This window comes from Pseudomonas sp. S07E 245, assembly GCF_019599025.1.
Lineage (GTDB): Bacteria > Pseudomonadota > Gammaproteobacteria > Pseudomonadales > Pseudomonadaceae > Aquipseudomonas > Aquipseudomonas shirazensis.
Genome location: NZ_CP080625.1, coordinates 134,143 through 149,229 on the forward strand (window position 1 = coordinate 134,143; position 15,087 = coordinate 149,229).

A 15,087-nucleotide genomic window follows, 5' to 3' on the forward strand; every position below is an offset into this window, starting at 1 on the left:
TTTTCCCGCCCGGGAGCCCCCGCGATGCTGCGTATCAGCCAAGAAGCACTGACCTTCGACGACATTCTCCTTGTACCTGGTTATTCCGAGGTACTGCCCAATGAAGTCAGTCTCAAGACCCGTTTGACCCGTGGCATCGAGCTGAACATTCCGCTGGTATCCGCTGCCATGGACACCGTTACCGAAGCCCGTCTGGCCATCGCCATGGCGCAGGAAGGCGGTATCGGCATCATCCACAAGAACATGACCATCGAACAACAGGCCAGCGAAGTGCGCAAGGTCAAGAAGTTCGAGGCTGGCGTGGTCAAGGACCCGATCACCATCGAAGCCGACGCCACCGTGCGTGACCTCTTCGACCTGACCCGCCTGAACAACATCTCTGGTGTTCCGGTGCTGGCCAATGGCGACCTGGTCGGTATCGTCACTTCCCGTGACGTGCGCTTCGAGACCCGTCTGGACGCCAAGGTGCGTGATGTGATGACGCCAAAAGAGCGTTTGGTCACCGTCCGCGAAGGCGCCGACAAGAACGAAGTCCGCGAGCTGCTGCACAAGCACCGCCTGGAAAAAGTTTTGATCGTAGACGGCAACTTCAGCCTCAAGGGCATGATGACCGTCAAGGACATCGAAAAGGCCAAGGCCTACCCGCTGGCGAGCAAGGACGACCAGGGTCGTCTGCGCGTCGGCGCTGCGGTCGGCACCGGCAAGGACACCGGCGAGCGCGTTGCTGCGCTGGTTGCTGCCGGCGTTGACGTGGTGGTGGTCGACACCGCCCACGGTCACTCCAAAGGCGTGATCGACCGCGTTCGCTGGGTCAAGGAAACCTATCCACACGTGCAGGTGATCGGCGGCAACATCGCCACTGGTGCTGCCGCCAAGGCCCTGGCTGACGCCGGCGCTGACGCAGTCAAGGTCGGTATCGGCCCAGGCTCGATCTGCACCACGCGTATCGTCGCTGGTGTCGGCGTGCCGCAGATCAGCGCTATAGCCAACGTTGCCGCTGCCCTCGAAGGCACCGGCGTACCACTGATCGCCGACGGCGGCATCCGCTTCTCCGGTGACCTGTCCAAGGCCATCGTCGCTGGCGCCTCGTGCGTGATGATGGGTTCGATGTTTGCCGGTACTGAAGAAGCGCCAGGCGAAGTCGAGCTGTTCCAGGGTCGTTCCTACAAGGCTTACCGCGGCATGGGTTCGCTCGGTGCAATGGCTCAGGCGCAAGGTTCGTCCGACCGTTACTTCCAGGATTCCTCGGCCGGCGCCGAGAAGCTGGTCCCGGAAGGCATCGAAGGCCGCGTACCGTACAAGGGCGCACTGGCTGCAATCATTCACCAGCTGATGGGCGGCCTGCGTTCGTCCATGGGCTACACCGGCAGTGCCACCATCGAAGAGATGCGCACCAAGCCTGAGTTTGTACGCATCACCGGTGCCGGCATGGCCGAGTCCCACGTGCATGACGTGCAGATCACCAAGGAAGCGCCAAACTACCGCGTAGGCTGAGGCTTCCAGCATCATTAGCAAGCGGGGCTGTTACGACAGCCCCGTGTTGTTTCCGATTTCCACTGACGAGATTGAGTCATGGCCCTCGACATTCACGCTCACCGCATCCTGATCCTCGACTTCGGTTCCCAGTACACCCAGCTGATCGCCCGCCGCGTGCGCGAGATCGGTGTCTACTGCGAGCTGCACCCGTTCGACATGGACGATGAAGCGATCCGCGAATTCAACCCGCGCGGCATCATCCTCGCTGGCGGCCCAGAGTCGGTCCACGAAGCCAACAGCCCGCGTGCACCGCAAGCGGTGTTCGACCTCAACGTACCGGTGCTGGGCATCTGCTACGGCATGCAGACCATGGCCGAGCAGATGGGCGGCAAGGTTGAAGGCTCCGAGCTGCGCGAATTCGGCTATGCCCGCGTTGACGTGGTCGGCAAGAGCCGCCTGCTCGACGGCATCGAAGACCATGTAGACGCCGACGGCGTATTCGGTCTCGATGTCTGGATGAGCCACGGTGACAAGGTCACCCGCATGCCAGAGAACTTCCACGTTCTGGCCAGCACCCCAAGCTGCCCGATCGCCGGCATGTTCGACGACAGCCGCGGCTACTACGGCGTGCAGTTCCACCCTGAAGTGACCCACACCAAGCAGGGCGGACGCATCCTGTCGCGCTTCATCCTCGACATCTGCGGCTGCGAAGCGCTGTGGACCTCGTCCAACATCGTTGAAGATGCCATCGCTCAGGTTCGCGCCCAGGTCGGCTCTGCCAACGTTCTGCTCGGCCTGTCCGGCGGCGTCGACTCTTCGGTGGTTGCTGCGCTGCTGCACCGCGCCATTGGCGACCAGCTGACCTGCGTATTCGTCGACAACGGTCTGCTGCGCCTGCACGAAGGTGAGCAAGTGATGGCCATGTTCGCCGAGAACATGGGCGTCAAGGTGATCCGCGCCAACGCCGAAGCTCAGTTCCTGGGCAACCTGGAAGGCGAAGCCGACCCGGAGAAAAAACGCAAAATCATCGGCCGCACCTTCATCGACGTGTTCGATGCCGAAGCCAGCAAACTGGAAAACATCCAGTTCCTCGCCCAAGGCACCATCTACCCCGACGTGATTGAGTCGGCTGGCGCCAAGAGTGGCAAGGCCCACGTGATCAAGTCGCACCACAACGTCGGCGGCCTGCCAGAGGAAATGAACCTCAAGCTGGTCGAGCCACTGCGTGAGCTGTTCAAGGACGAAGTGCGCAAACTCGGCCTGGAGCTCGGCCTGCCGTACGACATGGTCTACCGCCACCCGTTCCCAGGCCCGGGCCTGGGCGTACGTATCCTTGGTGAAGTGAAAAAGGAATACGCCGACATCCTCCGTCGCGCTGACCACATCTTCATCGAAGAACTGCGCAAAGCCGACTGGTATCACAAGACCAGCCAGGCCTTCGTAGTGTTCCAGCCGGTCAAGTCGGTTGGTGTGGTCGGTGACGGCCGTCGCTACGCCTGGGTCGTGGCCCTGCGCGCCGTCGAGACCGTGGACTTCATGACCGCACGTTGGGCACACCTGCCTTACGAGCTGCTGGAAACGGTCAGCGGGCGGATCATCAACGAGATCGAAGGCATCTCGCGCGTTACTTATGACGTGTCGAGCAAGCCGCCGGCGACGATTGAGTGGGAATGATCTGCTAGCGCAGCGATTGAGAAACCGGCTTAGGCCGGTTTTTCTCTATCTGCGGGCGGTAAGCGAGGGCTACGAAGCAGCCCTGGCGTCCTCAAGTCAACCACAGCTTGAAACGACAAAGCCCGCATTCGCGGGCTTTGTCGTTTCAAGCGCAGACCTCTATCAGAAGTCGTAACGCACGTTTGCGGTAAAGGTATCCGCGTCGAACCCACTGCTGGTCAGGTAGCTGTAGTTACCGCCCACGCTCCACGCGCCGACGCGGTAGTTGGCGCCCAGGCCCAGCTCGTAGCTATCACGCGCAGGTGTCGCACCGGTGGTGGTGAACGGCGTACCGCCGAGGACGAAGGTGGAAGTGGTGGCGGTCTTGTCGCCGATGAAGTCGTGCCAGGCCATCAGCTTGGCTTCTGGTTCCAGCGTGCCCACACCTACATCGAAGGCTGCTGCCAAGCGAGCGCCGAGGCCCATTTCGCCGATTTCGTAGCGTTGGCTGCCGACGTTGAGGGCGGCCGAGCTGCCTTTTTCACGGTACGAATCAATCGACACATTGGCATAGCGTGCACCGACCTGAGGTTCCAGCAGCCATTGCTTGTCGAGCTGGAAGGTGTAGCCAGCCAGGGCGTTGACGCCGAAGATCTCACTGTCGAAGCTGGCCTTGGCGCGGGTGCCGGCAATGTAGCGTTTGGACTCGTTGTCGTTCCAGCCATACATCAGCGAGGTGTCGACGAAGAAGTTGTCGTGGGTCCAGTTGCCGTACAAGGTCAGTGCATGGCCTTCGACATCGGTTTTGCTGCCCAGGTCGGATTTGACGTCGCTGGTCAGGTAGCTGTAGGCCAGGCCCACGGTGGTGTCGGCGTTGAGCTTGCCGTCGGCACCCACGGCGATGCCGTTGGTGTTGGCGTCGTAGCCGTCGATACCGTGGCGGCGGTCCTGGTTGGCATCGCTGGTCAGCGCTTGCAGCCATACGCCTTGCTCGGCCAGCACGTCACCGGAGGACAGGCCGCTACGCGCCTTGCTGGCACGGCGGTTGATGGCACCGGCGACCAGGTTCTGGCTGTTGGTGGCGGCGTGGATTGCGCCACCGCTGACGTCTGGGGTCAGGGTTTCGGCCAGTTTGGCCAGCTCTTCACTGGTGGCGGCGTTGGCGAAACGCTGGAACACCGGGTCGCTTTCGTCCAGTTGGCCCATGACGGTGTTCTTGAACGGCTTGATGGCGTTCACTGCGTTGCGCGAACCACGCGCTTCCAGCAGGTTTTCCGTGATCACCTCATCGCTGCGGGTGGCAACCAGAGCTTTCACATCCTGGCCTTCGATGCCGAAGTTCTTCACTTCAAGCAGTGCCGAGGAGGAGACCACCGAGAGGTTCTCTGGGTCTTCCCAAGTGCCGGAGTTGAGCAGGGTGTAGCGGGTGCCCTGGGCCGAAGTGCGGAAGTCGTCGGAGCGCGCCTGCAGTTCGATCTGGCTGCCGGCGGAGAAGAAGGTATTGCCGGTGACAGTCAGGATCGGCCTGTTCGGCAGGGTGTCGTTGTCCAGCAGCAGGCGCAGGCGGGCGGTGTCGCTGTCCATGTCGAGGTCGCCGTCAATCGTCGTCTGCGGGCGCAGCAGGGTCAGGCGGCCGCCGTCGATATCGACGAAGCCGGCGCGGATGGTCGAGCCATCGAACATCGCCTCGCCTTGCACCAGCACGCCACTCAAGCCCAGTACATCACCCTTTACCTGGCCGCCTTGCCAGTAAAAATACGACGGAGCTGCATCGTCATTGGCCTTGATTGCAGCCTCGCCGCCTTCGATCAGGCCAGCTGTCTGGGTGATGGCGAAGGTGTCGAAACCGGCAGCTGGATCCAGGCCGACGAAGTGAATGCCAAAGCCTTCGCCCGAGATGGTCCCGCTATTGTTGACGTCGGTCTTGAAGACGTCGGTGATCTGACCGGTGAACTGAGCGTGGTCGATCTCGATACCGGCGGAGTCGAGTCCGCGCGCGGTAATGATGCCGGTATTGTTGATGCGTGCCTGAGTCGAGGTGATCATCATGCCGTTGGCGTTTTCACCCGTGACGCTGATGTTGCCGCTGTTGTTCACTTCACCGGCGATGACCGCTCCGTACAGATCCAAGCCCATCGCGCCGGGGCCGTCCACCGTGATGTTGCCCTGGTTTACCACGTCACCAGCGACGGTGGAACTCAGGGTCATGGAGATACCGCCCGCGTAGTCGGTCAGGCTCTTGGTTGTCAGGTTGATATTGCCCTGATTGACCAGATTGCCACCCAGGGTCACATCTTGCAGGTATACACCCGCGCCCGTCGACGTTCCGGTGAAAGTGGCGTTGCCAAAGGTCTCATGGATGCTGATGAATTGGCCGGTGCTCAGGTCGTAATTGACGTCGGCCACGGGAACGGCATTGGCTGCGGTAGTCGTGGTAGCTGCAATGGCGAGCGCGAGCAATGAGCGACGCATAGGAGAAATGTTCAAGGCAGTATCCTTACAGGGCAGAAACTGACACGGGAGGACCTACGCGTCAGCGTCTGTTTCAGGCATCCCTGCCAGCTTGTCAGTGAAGTGCTGAGTCAAGCGCGAGCGAATTTACACCAAACCATTAGAATGATTCATCCTTGATCGGGTTTTTTAAGGGGAAAAATCCAAGAAATGCGACCAACTAGCTATTTTTTAGAGAAATACAGGATTAATCAGCAATAAGCGGAACTTTGCCGTTCGAGAGATGGTCAACAGTAGTCTTTTTTTGCCAAGCCTCATTTGTCAGCGGAGTTTCAAGCCACTCAGACCATGCCGCTTCCCAACCCTGGTCATGGCTGGCGCCGTCAATGCGGACTGTGTGGGAGAGTGGGGAATCAAGCGCTTGTTGGTATTTGTCAGCCAGAGTCGCTGGAATGATCTGGTCCGCTGTTCCAACCAGATGCCGCTGTGGAACAGCGGCGAGCTGAGACCGGTAGTCCAGTGGCTCCAGCGAGCCGTCGAGTGGCGACAGGTTTTTCATTGCGGCCCACAAGCGCGGGCTGAGATTGCCAGCCAGTGTCTGCACCTGGGTCACATCAGTCCGCTGGGCTGCCAACAGCAAGGCAAGCGCGGCGCCACCTGAATACCCCACCAGTTCGAATTCCTGGTTGCCATAGCGCTGTTTCAATTGGTCCAGCGCCTGGCTGAGGCGAGTGACCACGTCCTGAGAAAACCGTTTGTTGGTCCACAGTTCTGGGCGGCACGCCGCGCTCATGACGAACTGGCAAGGGCGTGCCAGGTAGGCGTTTGGTGCCGGGTCGGCCAGCGCCAGCCGGGCCACCAACAGATTGTGCGGGCTCGGATCCAGGCTGGGTTGACTGGCCGTGGCCCAGGCATGGCCGTCGCCTTCGAGGTAGACGCGCAGGCGAGTCTGGTTGCCTGCAGCGTGCGGTGTCAGTACCAGCAGCGGGAAGGCGCGTCCCGGCAGCACCTCAACCTGGCGACCCTGTGCGTCAGCCAGGTGCTGCAACGCCTCGCGTGGCGATTGGCAGGCCACAAGCAGCGCGCTTATGACCACCAGCCAGGCTTTACCGAGGTAGACCAGTGCCTGAGAGTAGGGGGCGTATCTATTGCTCATCGGTTGTGGATTACCATGGCTGATATTTAATAGCTCGCCGGCTTCCAGATCGAGGTGGCCTCTGCCGTAGCCAAGATATTGATACTTCTATGGTTGCTTGGAGTGGCAGTCTGGCTCGGTTGGTGCAAGTTGCGCGACGTCTACCGATACTACAGAGCCAGATGATCCCTGGCACGCCAACACGCCCCGCTCAGGATGAAATAAACAGCCCGCCACGGCCTTCAGGCTTGCTGGGAACGGTCGATAGCCTGACGATGCGCCCGCCGCGGCGATCGCAGCTCGTTCTCCCCCGTGCAGGTCCGTATATGAACTGGTTCCACGACGCCAAGATTTCAACCAAGTTGTATGTTGCATTCGCGCTATGCGCTTCCATCACGTTGATCGTTGGGATTATCGGTAGCCAGGGAATTGGCTCGTTGTCTACAAACTTGCAGTTGGTCTTCAGCAACAACCTGGTGTCGGTGGCCAAGACCGCAGAGGCGCGGTCCGATGCCATTGCCCAAAACCGCGATTTGTATCGTCTGCTGGCAGCTTCCATCGCAGGCAGCGACGCCGCTGAACGCAGCGCCATTGTTGCTTCCATGAATGAAAACCGCCAAACCAGCGAGCGCGCCTTCGCCGTTTACCGCGCCACACCGCTGGCGGATGACGAGCGTGCCGCGGGCGATCGCATGGAAAAGGACTGGCCAGCGTATCAGGCCATCATTGAGCGTGTGGCGGCGACCATTGAGCGTGGTGATCTGGCCGCAGCCAAGCAGCTGATGGCTGGAGAAATGCACCAGGCGTATCGCACCGTGATGGACGAGTTGGAGATCATGGTCAAGTCCAACAACCGGCAGATCGGTGAAGGTGCACAGGATGCTCGCGACAGCGAGGCTGCTGCCAAGCTCAACCTCTACCTTGGCATCGGTGCCTCCTTCATCACTGCGCTGCTGCTGGGTATTTTCATCAGCCGGGTGATCAGTGCGCCGATCGCATTGGCGGTTGGCAACGCGCAGCGAATTGCCGGTGGCGATCTGAGCAAAACCATTGAAAGCGGCCATCGTGACGAAGGCGGCCAGTTGCTCGCGGCGTTAGGCGCGATGCAAAGCGGGCTCAAGGGCACTATCCAGCAGATTGCCAGTGCGGCAGATCAACTGGCCTCGGCGGCCGAAGAGCTCAACGCGGTGACCGAAGAGAGCAGCCGCGGCCTGATCCGTCAAAATGACGAAATCCAGCTGGCGGCTACCGCCGTCACCGAAATGAGCGCTGCGGTTGACGAAGTGGCGCGCAACGCCACATCGACCTCCGAGGCTTCCCGCCACACCAGCAATGAAGCAGCCAGCGGCCGCGATCAGGCGCGTGAGGCGGTCAAGGCGATCACCAGTGTGAATGCCGAGATCGGCCAGTCGACCGTGATTGTCGATGAGTTGGCAGGCAGCGTGCGCGATATCGCCAAAGTCCTTGACGTCATCCGTGGTATCGCCGAGCAGACCAACCTGCTCGCACTCAACGCGGCCATCGAGGCGGCACGGGCAGGTGAGCAGGGCCGCGGTTTTGCTGTGGTGGCCGACGAAGTCAGAGCCCTGGCCGCGCGCACCCAAGCCTCCACCGGCGAGATCGAAGCGATGATCGCCAGCGTGCAATCGCGCGCCGACGACGCGGTCAAGGCCATGGGCAACAGCCGTGCCCTGGCCAGTAATACTCAGGAACTGGCCAAGGCCACTGGCGAATCGCTTGAGCGTATCGCTCAGAACATCGCTGGCATCAACGATCGCAACATGCTGATCGCCACCGCGTCCGAAGAGCAGGCCAACGTCGCGCGGGAAGTGGATCGTAACCTGGTCAACATTCAGGATCTTTCCACCCAGACCGCAGCAGGCGCCAACCAGACCAGCGCATCCAGCCAGGAGCTGTCGCGCCTGGCGGTATCGTTCAATCAGCTGGTCAGCACCTTCAAGCTGTAAGCCGCGAACATCAGGGCTTGAGCCTTGCCAGTCACTTGCATGGAGGCATGCAGGTGACTGGCAAGCGCTTGTCGGCCGCGTTTTCAATTAAGCTTGAGCCGCCACTCCCTACCGGAACCCTCGCAATGACGCTGACAATCCGCCCTGCCGAGCGCGCCGATGCTGCGCTGATCCTGCGTTTTATCACTGAACTGGCGATCTATGAAAAGGCCGAACACGAGGTCAAGACCGACGTCGCCGGGATCGCGAGCAGCCTGTTCGGCGAGCACAGTACGACCCATGGCCTGATCTGCGAGCTGGACGGCGAGCCGATTGGTTTTGCCGTGTATTTCTTCAATTACTCGACTTGGCTGGGCAAGCACGGCTTGTATCTGGAGGACCTGTACGTGTCGCCGCAACAGCGTGGTGCAGGCGCGGGTAAAGCATTGCTGCGCCATCTGGCGAAGATGGCAGTGGCACGCGGGTGCGGACGCTTTGAATGGTCGGTGCTGGATTGGAATACCCCTGCGATCGAATTCTACGAAGCCATTGGCGCCAAGGCGCAGGATGAGTGGATTGGCTATCGCTTGAGCGGGGAGGCGTTGGTCGCGTTTGCCAGCGGTAGCCGGTCTGTGTAGCGGCCTCAGGATTTGTGCAGCACCGTAAAATCGCCGGGCCCGCTTTGCGGGCCTTTCGCGACACAAGGCCGCTCCTACAGGGGACGGTGTGCAGGCATAAAATTTATTGTGGATTGTTATGTTATAACAACCGTAGAATCGCGCCTCATCTTTAGCCGCACTTGTGCTCGATCAGGAGTTGTAATGAGAACCGCCCCGCTATCACTTGCCGCGCTGACCGCGCTGGTCATGACCGACCTTCATGCCAATCAAACCGGTAGCTCGATCATCACCCTGGGCGAGATCAAGGTCTCGCAGGCAGCCGGCACCGCGCTGCGCACCGAGAATGTGCTGACCTCGGTCGATGTGCTGGGCGGCGATCAGGTCGAAGACAAGAACGTGATGAACAGCTGGCAGTTGCTCGGGCAGATGCCGGGCATCCAGTTGACTGAGACAGGGCAGGGCGCCGAGTCGGGCAAGGCGACTTTCCGCGCCTTCAACGGTGAGGGTTACATCAACGGCATCAAGATGCTCATCGATGGCATCCCGAGCAACGTCAACAGCGGTAACCAGCGCTTTGTCGACATGGTGTTCCCGCTCGACATCAGCTACATCGAAGTGGTCCGCGGTACCAACGACCCGCGCTACGGCCTGCACAACATCGGCGGCAACATCAACTACGTCACCCGCCAAGGTGGCAACTACATCGACAGCCGAGTCACTTACGGCAGTTTCGATACCCGTGAAGTACAGCTGGCGATCGGCCATGAAGAGGGTAACTTCGCCCAGAACTACATTCTGGCCAAGCAGGACTCGGACGGCTTTCGCGACAACAGCAACTCCAATAAATACGCCCTCGGCGGCAAATGGTTCGTTACTGATGACGCGCAGACCCTGCGCGTTGGCCTGATCGCCCGGCTGTATCACCACCAGGCCGAGGAGAGCGGGTTTCTCACCCGCGATGAGCTGCGCGCCAGCCGCACCCAGTCGCCCGCCAAGAACGCCAACGACGGCGACGACCGCGACATGAAGCAGCTGAGCCTGCACATGGACTGGCAACTCAGCGATCAATTGAGCATGAGCAACAAGCTCTATTACAACAGTTACAACGATGATCGCACCATCACCTTCACTGACTACCCGCTGGGCAACGCCCCGCGCCAGCGCCGCATGTGGGACGAGCAGCAGACCGGCCTGCTGAGCACGCTGACCTGGCGCGCCAACGACCTGTTGACCCTGGACGGCGGTATTAACGTAGAAGAGCAGGACAACACTTATCGCCGGCAACGCTACAGCTTTGGCGTGCCGACCGATTTCGATGCAGCCCCCGCGCGCATTCAGGACGACGACCACTACACCTTGCGCAACCTCGGTGGCTATGTGCAGGCGATCATCCAGCCGACCGAGTCACTGAAGATCATCCCGGCCATGCGTGTCGACAAGTTCGACGGCAATACCACCACCCTCGGCGGCCAGAAGGCCTCGTTGCAGGACTACGGCTGGATCCAGCAGCCGAAGTTGAGCGTGGTCTACAGCGTCAGCGAAAGCGTCGACGTCTACGCCAACTGGGGCCGCACGTTCCAGATTCTTACCGGTAGCAGTTTCCCGGCCTACTTGAGCGCCGGCCAGGCCAGCTATGCCCCGTCGATCAATACCGGCAAAGAACTGGGGGTCAAGTTCCGCCCGTTCGACGGCGCTGAGGCGCGCGTTTCCGTGTGGCAGCAGGATGCTACCGATGAAGTGGCCAATATGCCGGCCACCGGCACCTCGGTGGGGCTTGGCGAAACCCGTCGGCGCGGCATCGACCTGCAGCTCAACGCGCAATTGAACGAACAGTGGACGTTGTGGGGCTCGCACTCGATTCAGGAGGCCAAGGTGGTCAAGGCCTTCGCCGCCACTGGCGAGTCGCTGGCGGGCAAGGAGGTGTTTTCGACGCCGCGTTACATCAGCAACCTCGGCGCCGACTACCAGTACAACGATGACTGGCGCTTTGGCCTGCAGGCCCGCGCCCAGGGCGACTACTACATCGATGCGCAGAATCAGCAAGGCAAGTACGGTGGCTTTGCCGTGCTGGATGCCAGCGTGCGCTACCGTATCTCCAGCGCGACCAGTGTCGACCTGCAACTGAAGAACCTTACTGATCGCGAGTACGAATACGTCTGGTACGACAACTTCTTCTGGGGCGGCGACGATCAGCCGATGTTTTCGCCAGCGCCGGGCCGCTCGGCGTTTGTCTCGCTCAACATGAAGTTGTAAAGCCTGACCAGCTGGGGTTCGAAGGTTAAGACCATCAACACTTCACTTAATCTTTCGCATTTGCAGGTGTATCGTATTCGCCCTTCATTGCCCGCCCCGTGCTGGCAGACTGATCGCGTATAACGAGGTACCTGCACCGATGTCCTTTACCCGTCGACAAATGCTCAAGGGCCTGACTGGCCTGGTCGTGGTTGGCCTGGGCGCTGGAGGCGCAGCGCGCTACTGGCTGGGCAAGGTCGAGGACGACAACGCCGGACATGACTACGAGCTGATCGCCGCGCCGCTTGAAGTCGAGCTGGTAGCGGGCTTCAAGACCGAGGCCTGGGCCTTTGGCCCATCGGCGCCGGGCACCGAGCTGCGGGTCCGCCAGGGCACCTGGCTGCGGGTGCGCTTCATCAACCACCTGCCGGTCGAAACCACCATCCATTGGCACGGTATCCGCCTGCCGCTGGAAATGGACGGCGTGCCCTATGTCTCGCAACTGCCGGTCAAGCCCGGCGAGTACTTCGACTACAAGTTCCGCGTGCCGGACGCCGGCAGCTACTGGTATCACCCGCACGTGAGCAGCTCCGAGGAGCTTGGTCGGGGCCTGGTCGGCCCACTGATCGTCGAAGAGCGCGAGCCCACCGGCTTCAAGCATGAGCGCACGCTGAGCCTGAAAAACTGGCACGTCGACGAGCAGGGCGGGTGGCTGCCGTTCAGCATTCCTCGTGAAGCTGCGCGCAATGGCACCGCTGGGCGCTTGATCACCATCAACGGCCAGGCCGATTCGGTCACCGAGCTGCCGGCCGGGCAGGTCGTGCGCGTGCGCCTGCTCAACCTCGACAATACCTGGACCTACCGCATCAACCTGCGTGGCAACTGCGAGGCGATGATCTACGCCCTCGATGGCAACCCGGTCACGCCGCGGCCATTGGACGATGACTATTGGCTGGGCCCTGGCATGCGCATCTGCCTGGCGATCCGCATCCCTGAAGCCGGCGAGGAGATCTCCCTGCGCGACGGCTTTGTGCGTCTCGGCACCCTGCGCTCGGTTGCCAGCAGCGACGCCCCCGGTGAATGGCCGCCGGCATTACCGGCCAACCCGATCGCCGAACCAGACCTGGCCAACGCCGAGAAGATCAACTTCAATTTCGAGTGGGTCGGCAAGGTTTCGGTCGACACCGACAGCGGCCGCCCGCCAAGCCTGTGGCAGATCAACGGCAAGGCCTGGGACATTACCGACAAGACCTGCGCCGACCGCCCGATCGCCACATTGGAAAAGGGCAAGAGCTACATCTTCGAGCTGAAGAACATGACCCAGTACCAGCACCCGATTCACTTGCATGGCATGAGCTTCAAGGTGCTCAGCTCCAACCGGCACAAAATCACCGAGCCGTGGTTCACCGATACCTACCTGCTGGGCAAGAACGAGCGCGCCCAGGTGGCCCTGGTGGCTGATAACCCGGGCACCTGGATGTTCCATTGCCACGTCATCGACCACATGGAAACCGGCCTGATGGCCGCGATTGCGGTGGTCTGATGCGCGCGCAGATTATTGATCGCAGCCGTGATCAGGCTTTTATGCAGATGGCCCTGGAGCTGGCTGCGCAAGGTGCGGCGTTGGGCGAAGTGCCGGTTGGCGCGGTGCTGGTGCAGGGTGGCGAAGTGATCGGCAGCGGCTTCAACCGACCGATCACCGACAGCGACCCCAGCGCCCACGCCGAGATGGTCGCCATTCGCGCTGCAGCGCAGGCGGCCAGCAACTACCGGCTGCCCGGCAGCACGCTGTACGTGACCCTGGAGCCGTGCAGTATGTGCGCAGGTTTGATCGTTCATTCGCGGGTGGCGCGGGTGGTGTATGGGGCGCTGGAACCGAAAGCGGGGATCGTGCAGAGCCAGGGGCAGTTCTTTACCCAGGGCTTTCTCAACCATCGGGTGCTGTTCGAAGGTGGGGTGCTGGCGCAGGAATGCGGGCAGATACTCAGCGATTTCTTCAAGGCGCGGCGGGCAAAAGCCTCGAGCTGAGCCGGTTACATCGGCGGAGACTGTTCCGCTGGCTTGTCCTTGTTGACCCCTGGCACATGCAGGTTGCCTTCGGCGACCTGACCTTCGAGCTGCGGCTGGGTCACCCAGGTCAGGATGTCGTAGTAACGGCGGATGTTGGCGACAAAATGCACAGGCTCGCCGCCGCGGGCGTAGCCATATCGGGTCTTGCTGTACCACTGCTTCTGCGACAGGCGCGGCAGCATCTTCTTCACGTCCAGCCATTTGTTCGGGTTCAGGCCTTCGCGCTTGGCCAGGGTGCGGGCGTCTTCCAGGTGGCCGCTGCCGACGTTGTAGCCGGCCAGGGCGAACCAGGTACGGTCCGGCTCCTTGATGCTGTCGTCGAGCTGTTCCTTGACCAGCATGAAGTACTTGGCGCCGCCGGTGATGCTCTGCTTGGGATCCAGCCGGTTGGACACGCCCATCGCCTGCGCGGTGCGCTGGGTCAGCATCATCAGCCCGCGCACGCCGGTCTTGGAGGTCACCTCAGGCTGCCACATCGACTCCTGATAGCCGATTGCCGCAAGCAGGCGCCAATCGACCTGCTCGACCTTGGCCGAGGCCTTGAAGTGCTTTTCATACTTGGGCAGGCGCTGCTGCAAATGCTGGGCGAAGGTGTAGGCGCCGACGTAACCGAGGACGTCGACGTGGCCGTAGTAACGATCTTTGAGGCGCTGCAGGGTGCCGTTCTTTTGCGCTTTGTCGAGGAACTCGTTGACCTCGTTGAGCAGGCTGTTGTCTTCGCCCGCGGCGACTGCCCAGCGCTGATCACGACTGTCGCCCAGGTCAAAGGCAACCCGTACATTGGGGAAGTACACCTGGTTCATCGCCAGCTCGTTGGAGTCGACCAGGGTCAGGTCGATCTGGCCTTCATCGACCATGCGCAGCAGGTCGACTACTTCAACGGCGTCGGATTCTTCGTATTCCAGCGTCGGGAACTGTTTTTTCAGCGCTGCCAGTTGCTCTGCATGGCTGCTGCCCTTGAGCACCATGATCTTCTTGCCGATCAGGCCCTTGGCCTGGGTCGGCCGCGAACGCCCATTGCGGTAGATGACCTGCGGGGTGACTTCGAGGTACGGATGCGAGAATTTTGCCTGGATGTTGCGCTTTTCGCTGCTGACCAGGCCCGCCGCTGCCAGCACTGGGCCGGACGGTTTGCCCAGTTGATCGAACATTTCGTCGATATTGTCGGCGGTTTCGATCTCCAGCTTCACCCCCAGGTCATCGGCAAAACGCTTGACCAGCTCGTATTCGAAGCCGGTTTCGCCGTTGCGGTCCTGGAAGTAAGTGGCCGGGCTGTTGCGGGTAATCACGCGCAGCACGCCGTCTTCCTTGACGCGCTCGAGAGTGCTGGGTTTTTCAACACAGGCACCGAGCATCAGGAAGAGGCCGGTTGCGAAGAGCCATTGGGCGCAACGCTTGCGCAAAGCAGTGGGGGCGAACATAGCTTGCAGTATACGCAAAGGGCCGCAACTGCCATATCTCGACAACGCTGGGCAGGTCTGCTAGCAGATTGGCCAGGGATTTG

General features: G+C 61.1%; 10 protein-coding genes and 1 pseudogene. 8 read left to right on the top strand and 3 right to left on the bottom strand.

All coding sequences use genetic code 11. The features are described from left to right. Window positions 1-24: 24 nt before the first annotated feature. Window positions 25-1,494, top strand: coding sequence for an IMP dehydrogenase (gene guaB, locus K3F44_RS00625; protein ID WP_101317008.1), 1,470 nt, complete (start codon window positions 25-27; stop codon window positions 1,492-1,494). Between the two features lie 78 nt (window positions 1,495-1,572). Continuing rightward, entirely contained in the window at window positions 1,573-3,150 is a 1,578-nt protein-coding gene (guaA, locus tag K3F44_RS00630) for a glutamine-hydrolyzing GMP synthase (RefSeq protein ID WP_150573591.1), read from the top strand. Between the two features lie 162 nt (window positions 3,151-3,312). Here guaA and K3F44_RS00635 read toward each other — a convergent pair whose 3' ends face one another. Beyond that, entirely contained in the window at window positions 3,313-5,616 is a 2,304-nt protein-coding gene (locus K3F44_RS00635) for an autotransporter outer membrane beta-barrel domain-containing protein (protein ID WP_220633174.1), read from the bottom strand. 211 nt (window positions 5,617-5,827) lie between these two features. Next, window positions 5,828-6,736 (bottom strand): alpha/beta hydrolase, encoded by a 909-nt coding sequence (locus K3F44_RS00640; protein ID WP_259407018.1) that lies wholly within the window; start codon window positions 6,734-6,736, stop codon window positions 5,828-5,830. Window positions 6,737-7,041: 305 nt separating this feature from the next. Between K3F44_RS00640 and K3F44_RS25005 the strand changes: the two are divergent. From K3F44_RS25005 to tadA, 6 genes and pseudogenes are all read left to right on the top strand, one after another. Continuing rightward, window positions 7,042-7,824, top strand: a pseudogene (locus K3F44_RS25005) (MCP four helix bundle domain-containing protein); the annotation flags it as partial. Continuing rightward, the gene (locus K3F44_RS25010; protein ID WP_409077681.1) at window positions 7,819-8,682 is read left to right on the top strand and encodes a methyl-accepting chemotaxis protein; all 864 of its coding nucleotides are present in this window, start codon (window positions 7,819-7,821) and stop codon (window positions 8,680-8,682) included. The pseudogene K3F44_RS25005 and the gene K3F44_RS25010, both read left to right, overlap by 6 nt. Window positions 8,683-8,807: 125 nt before the next feature. Then, window positions 8,808-9,299 (top strand): GNAT family N-acetyltransferase, encoded by a 492-nt coding sequence (locus tag K3F44_RS00650; RefSeq protein WP_220633175.1) that lies wholly within the window; start codon window positions 8,808-8,810, stop codon window positions 9,297-9,299. 183 nt (window positions 9,300-9,482) lie between these two features. After that, window positions 9,483-11,534, top strand: a complete 2,052-nt coding sequence (locus tag K3F44_RS00655) for a TonB-dependent receptor (RefSeq protein ID WP_220633176.1) — start codon at window positions 9,483-9,485, stop codon at window positions 11,532-11,534. Between the two features lie 139 nt (window positions 11,535-11,673). Continuing rightward, entirely contained in the window at window positions 11,674-13,056 is a 1,383-nt protein-coding gene (locus K3F44_RS00660; protein ID WP_101317023.1) for a multicopper oxidase family protein, read from the top strand. After that, complete coding sequence (gene tadA / locus K3F44_RS00665; RefSeq protein ID WP_101317025.1) at window positions 13,056-13,541, top strand: tRNA adenosine(34) deaminase TadA; 486 nt, start codon at window positions 13,056-13,058, stop codon at window positions 13,539-13,541. Before K3F44_RS00660 ends, tadA begins: the two co-directional genes overlap by 1 nt. Before the next feature lie 5 nt (window positions 13,542-13,546). Here tadA and mltF read toward each other — a convergent pair whose 3' ends face one another. Next, window positions 13,547-15,004, bottom strand: coding sequence for a membrane-bound lytic murein transglycosylase MltF (gene mltF / locus K3F44_RS00670; RefSeq protein ID WP_186697580.1), 1,458 nt, complete (start codon window positions 15,002-15,004; stop codon window positions 13,547-13,549). Between the last annotated feature and the right edge of the window lie 83 nt (window positions 15,005-15,087).

Bases quoted from the DNA above. Each gene is read 5' to 3' on its own strand.
- K3F44_RS00640 (WP_259407018.1), bottom strand. From the start codon at position 6,736: ATGAGCAATAGATACGCCCCCTACTCTCAGGCACTGGTCTACCTCGGT.
- K3F44_RS00655 (WP_220633176.1), top strand. From the start codon at position 9,483: ATGAGAACCGCCCCGCTATCACTTGCCGCGCTGACCGCGCTGGTCATG.
- mltF (WP_186697580.1), bottom strand. From the start codon at position 15,004: ATGTTCGCCCCCACTGCTTTGCGCAAGCGTTGCGCCCAATGGCTCTTC.
- K3F44_RS00660 (WP_101317023.1), top strand. From the start codon at position 11,674: ATGTCCTTTACCCGTCGACAAATGCTCAAGGGCCTGACTGGCCTGGTC.
- K3F44_RS25010 (WP_409077681.1), top strand. From the start codon at position 7,819: ATGCAAAGCGGGCTCAAGGGCACTATCCAGCAGATTGCCAGTGCGGCA.
- guaA (WP_150573591.1), top strand. From the start codon at position 1,573: ATGGCCCTCGACATTCACGCTCACCGCATCCTGATCCTCGACTTCGGT.
- tadA (WP_101317025.1), top strand. From the start codon at position 13,056: ATGCGCGCGCAGATTATTGATCGCAGCCGTGATCAGGCTTTTATGCAG.
- K3F44_RS00650 (WP_220633175.1), top strand. From the start codon at position 8,808: ATGACGCTGACAATCCGCCCTGCCGAGCGCGCCGATGCTGCGCTGATC.
- guaB (WP_101317008.1), top strand. From the start codon at position 25: ATGCTGCGTATCAGCCAAGAAGCACTGACCTTCGACGACATTCTCCTT.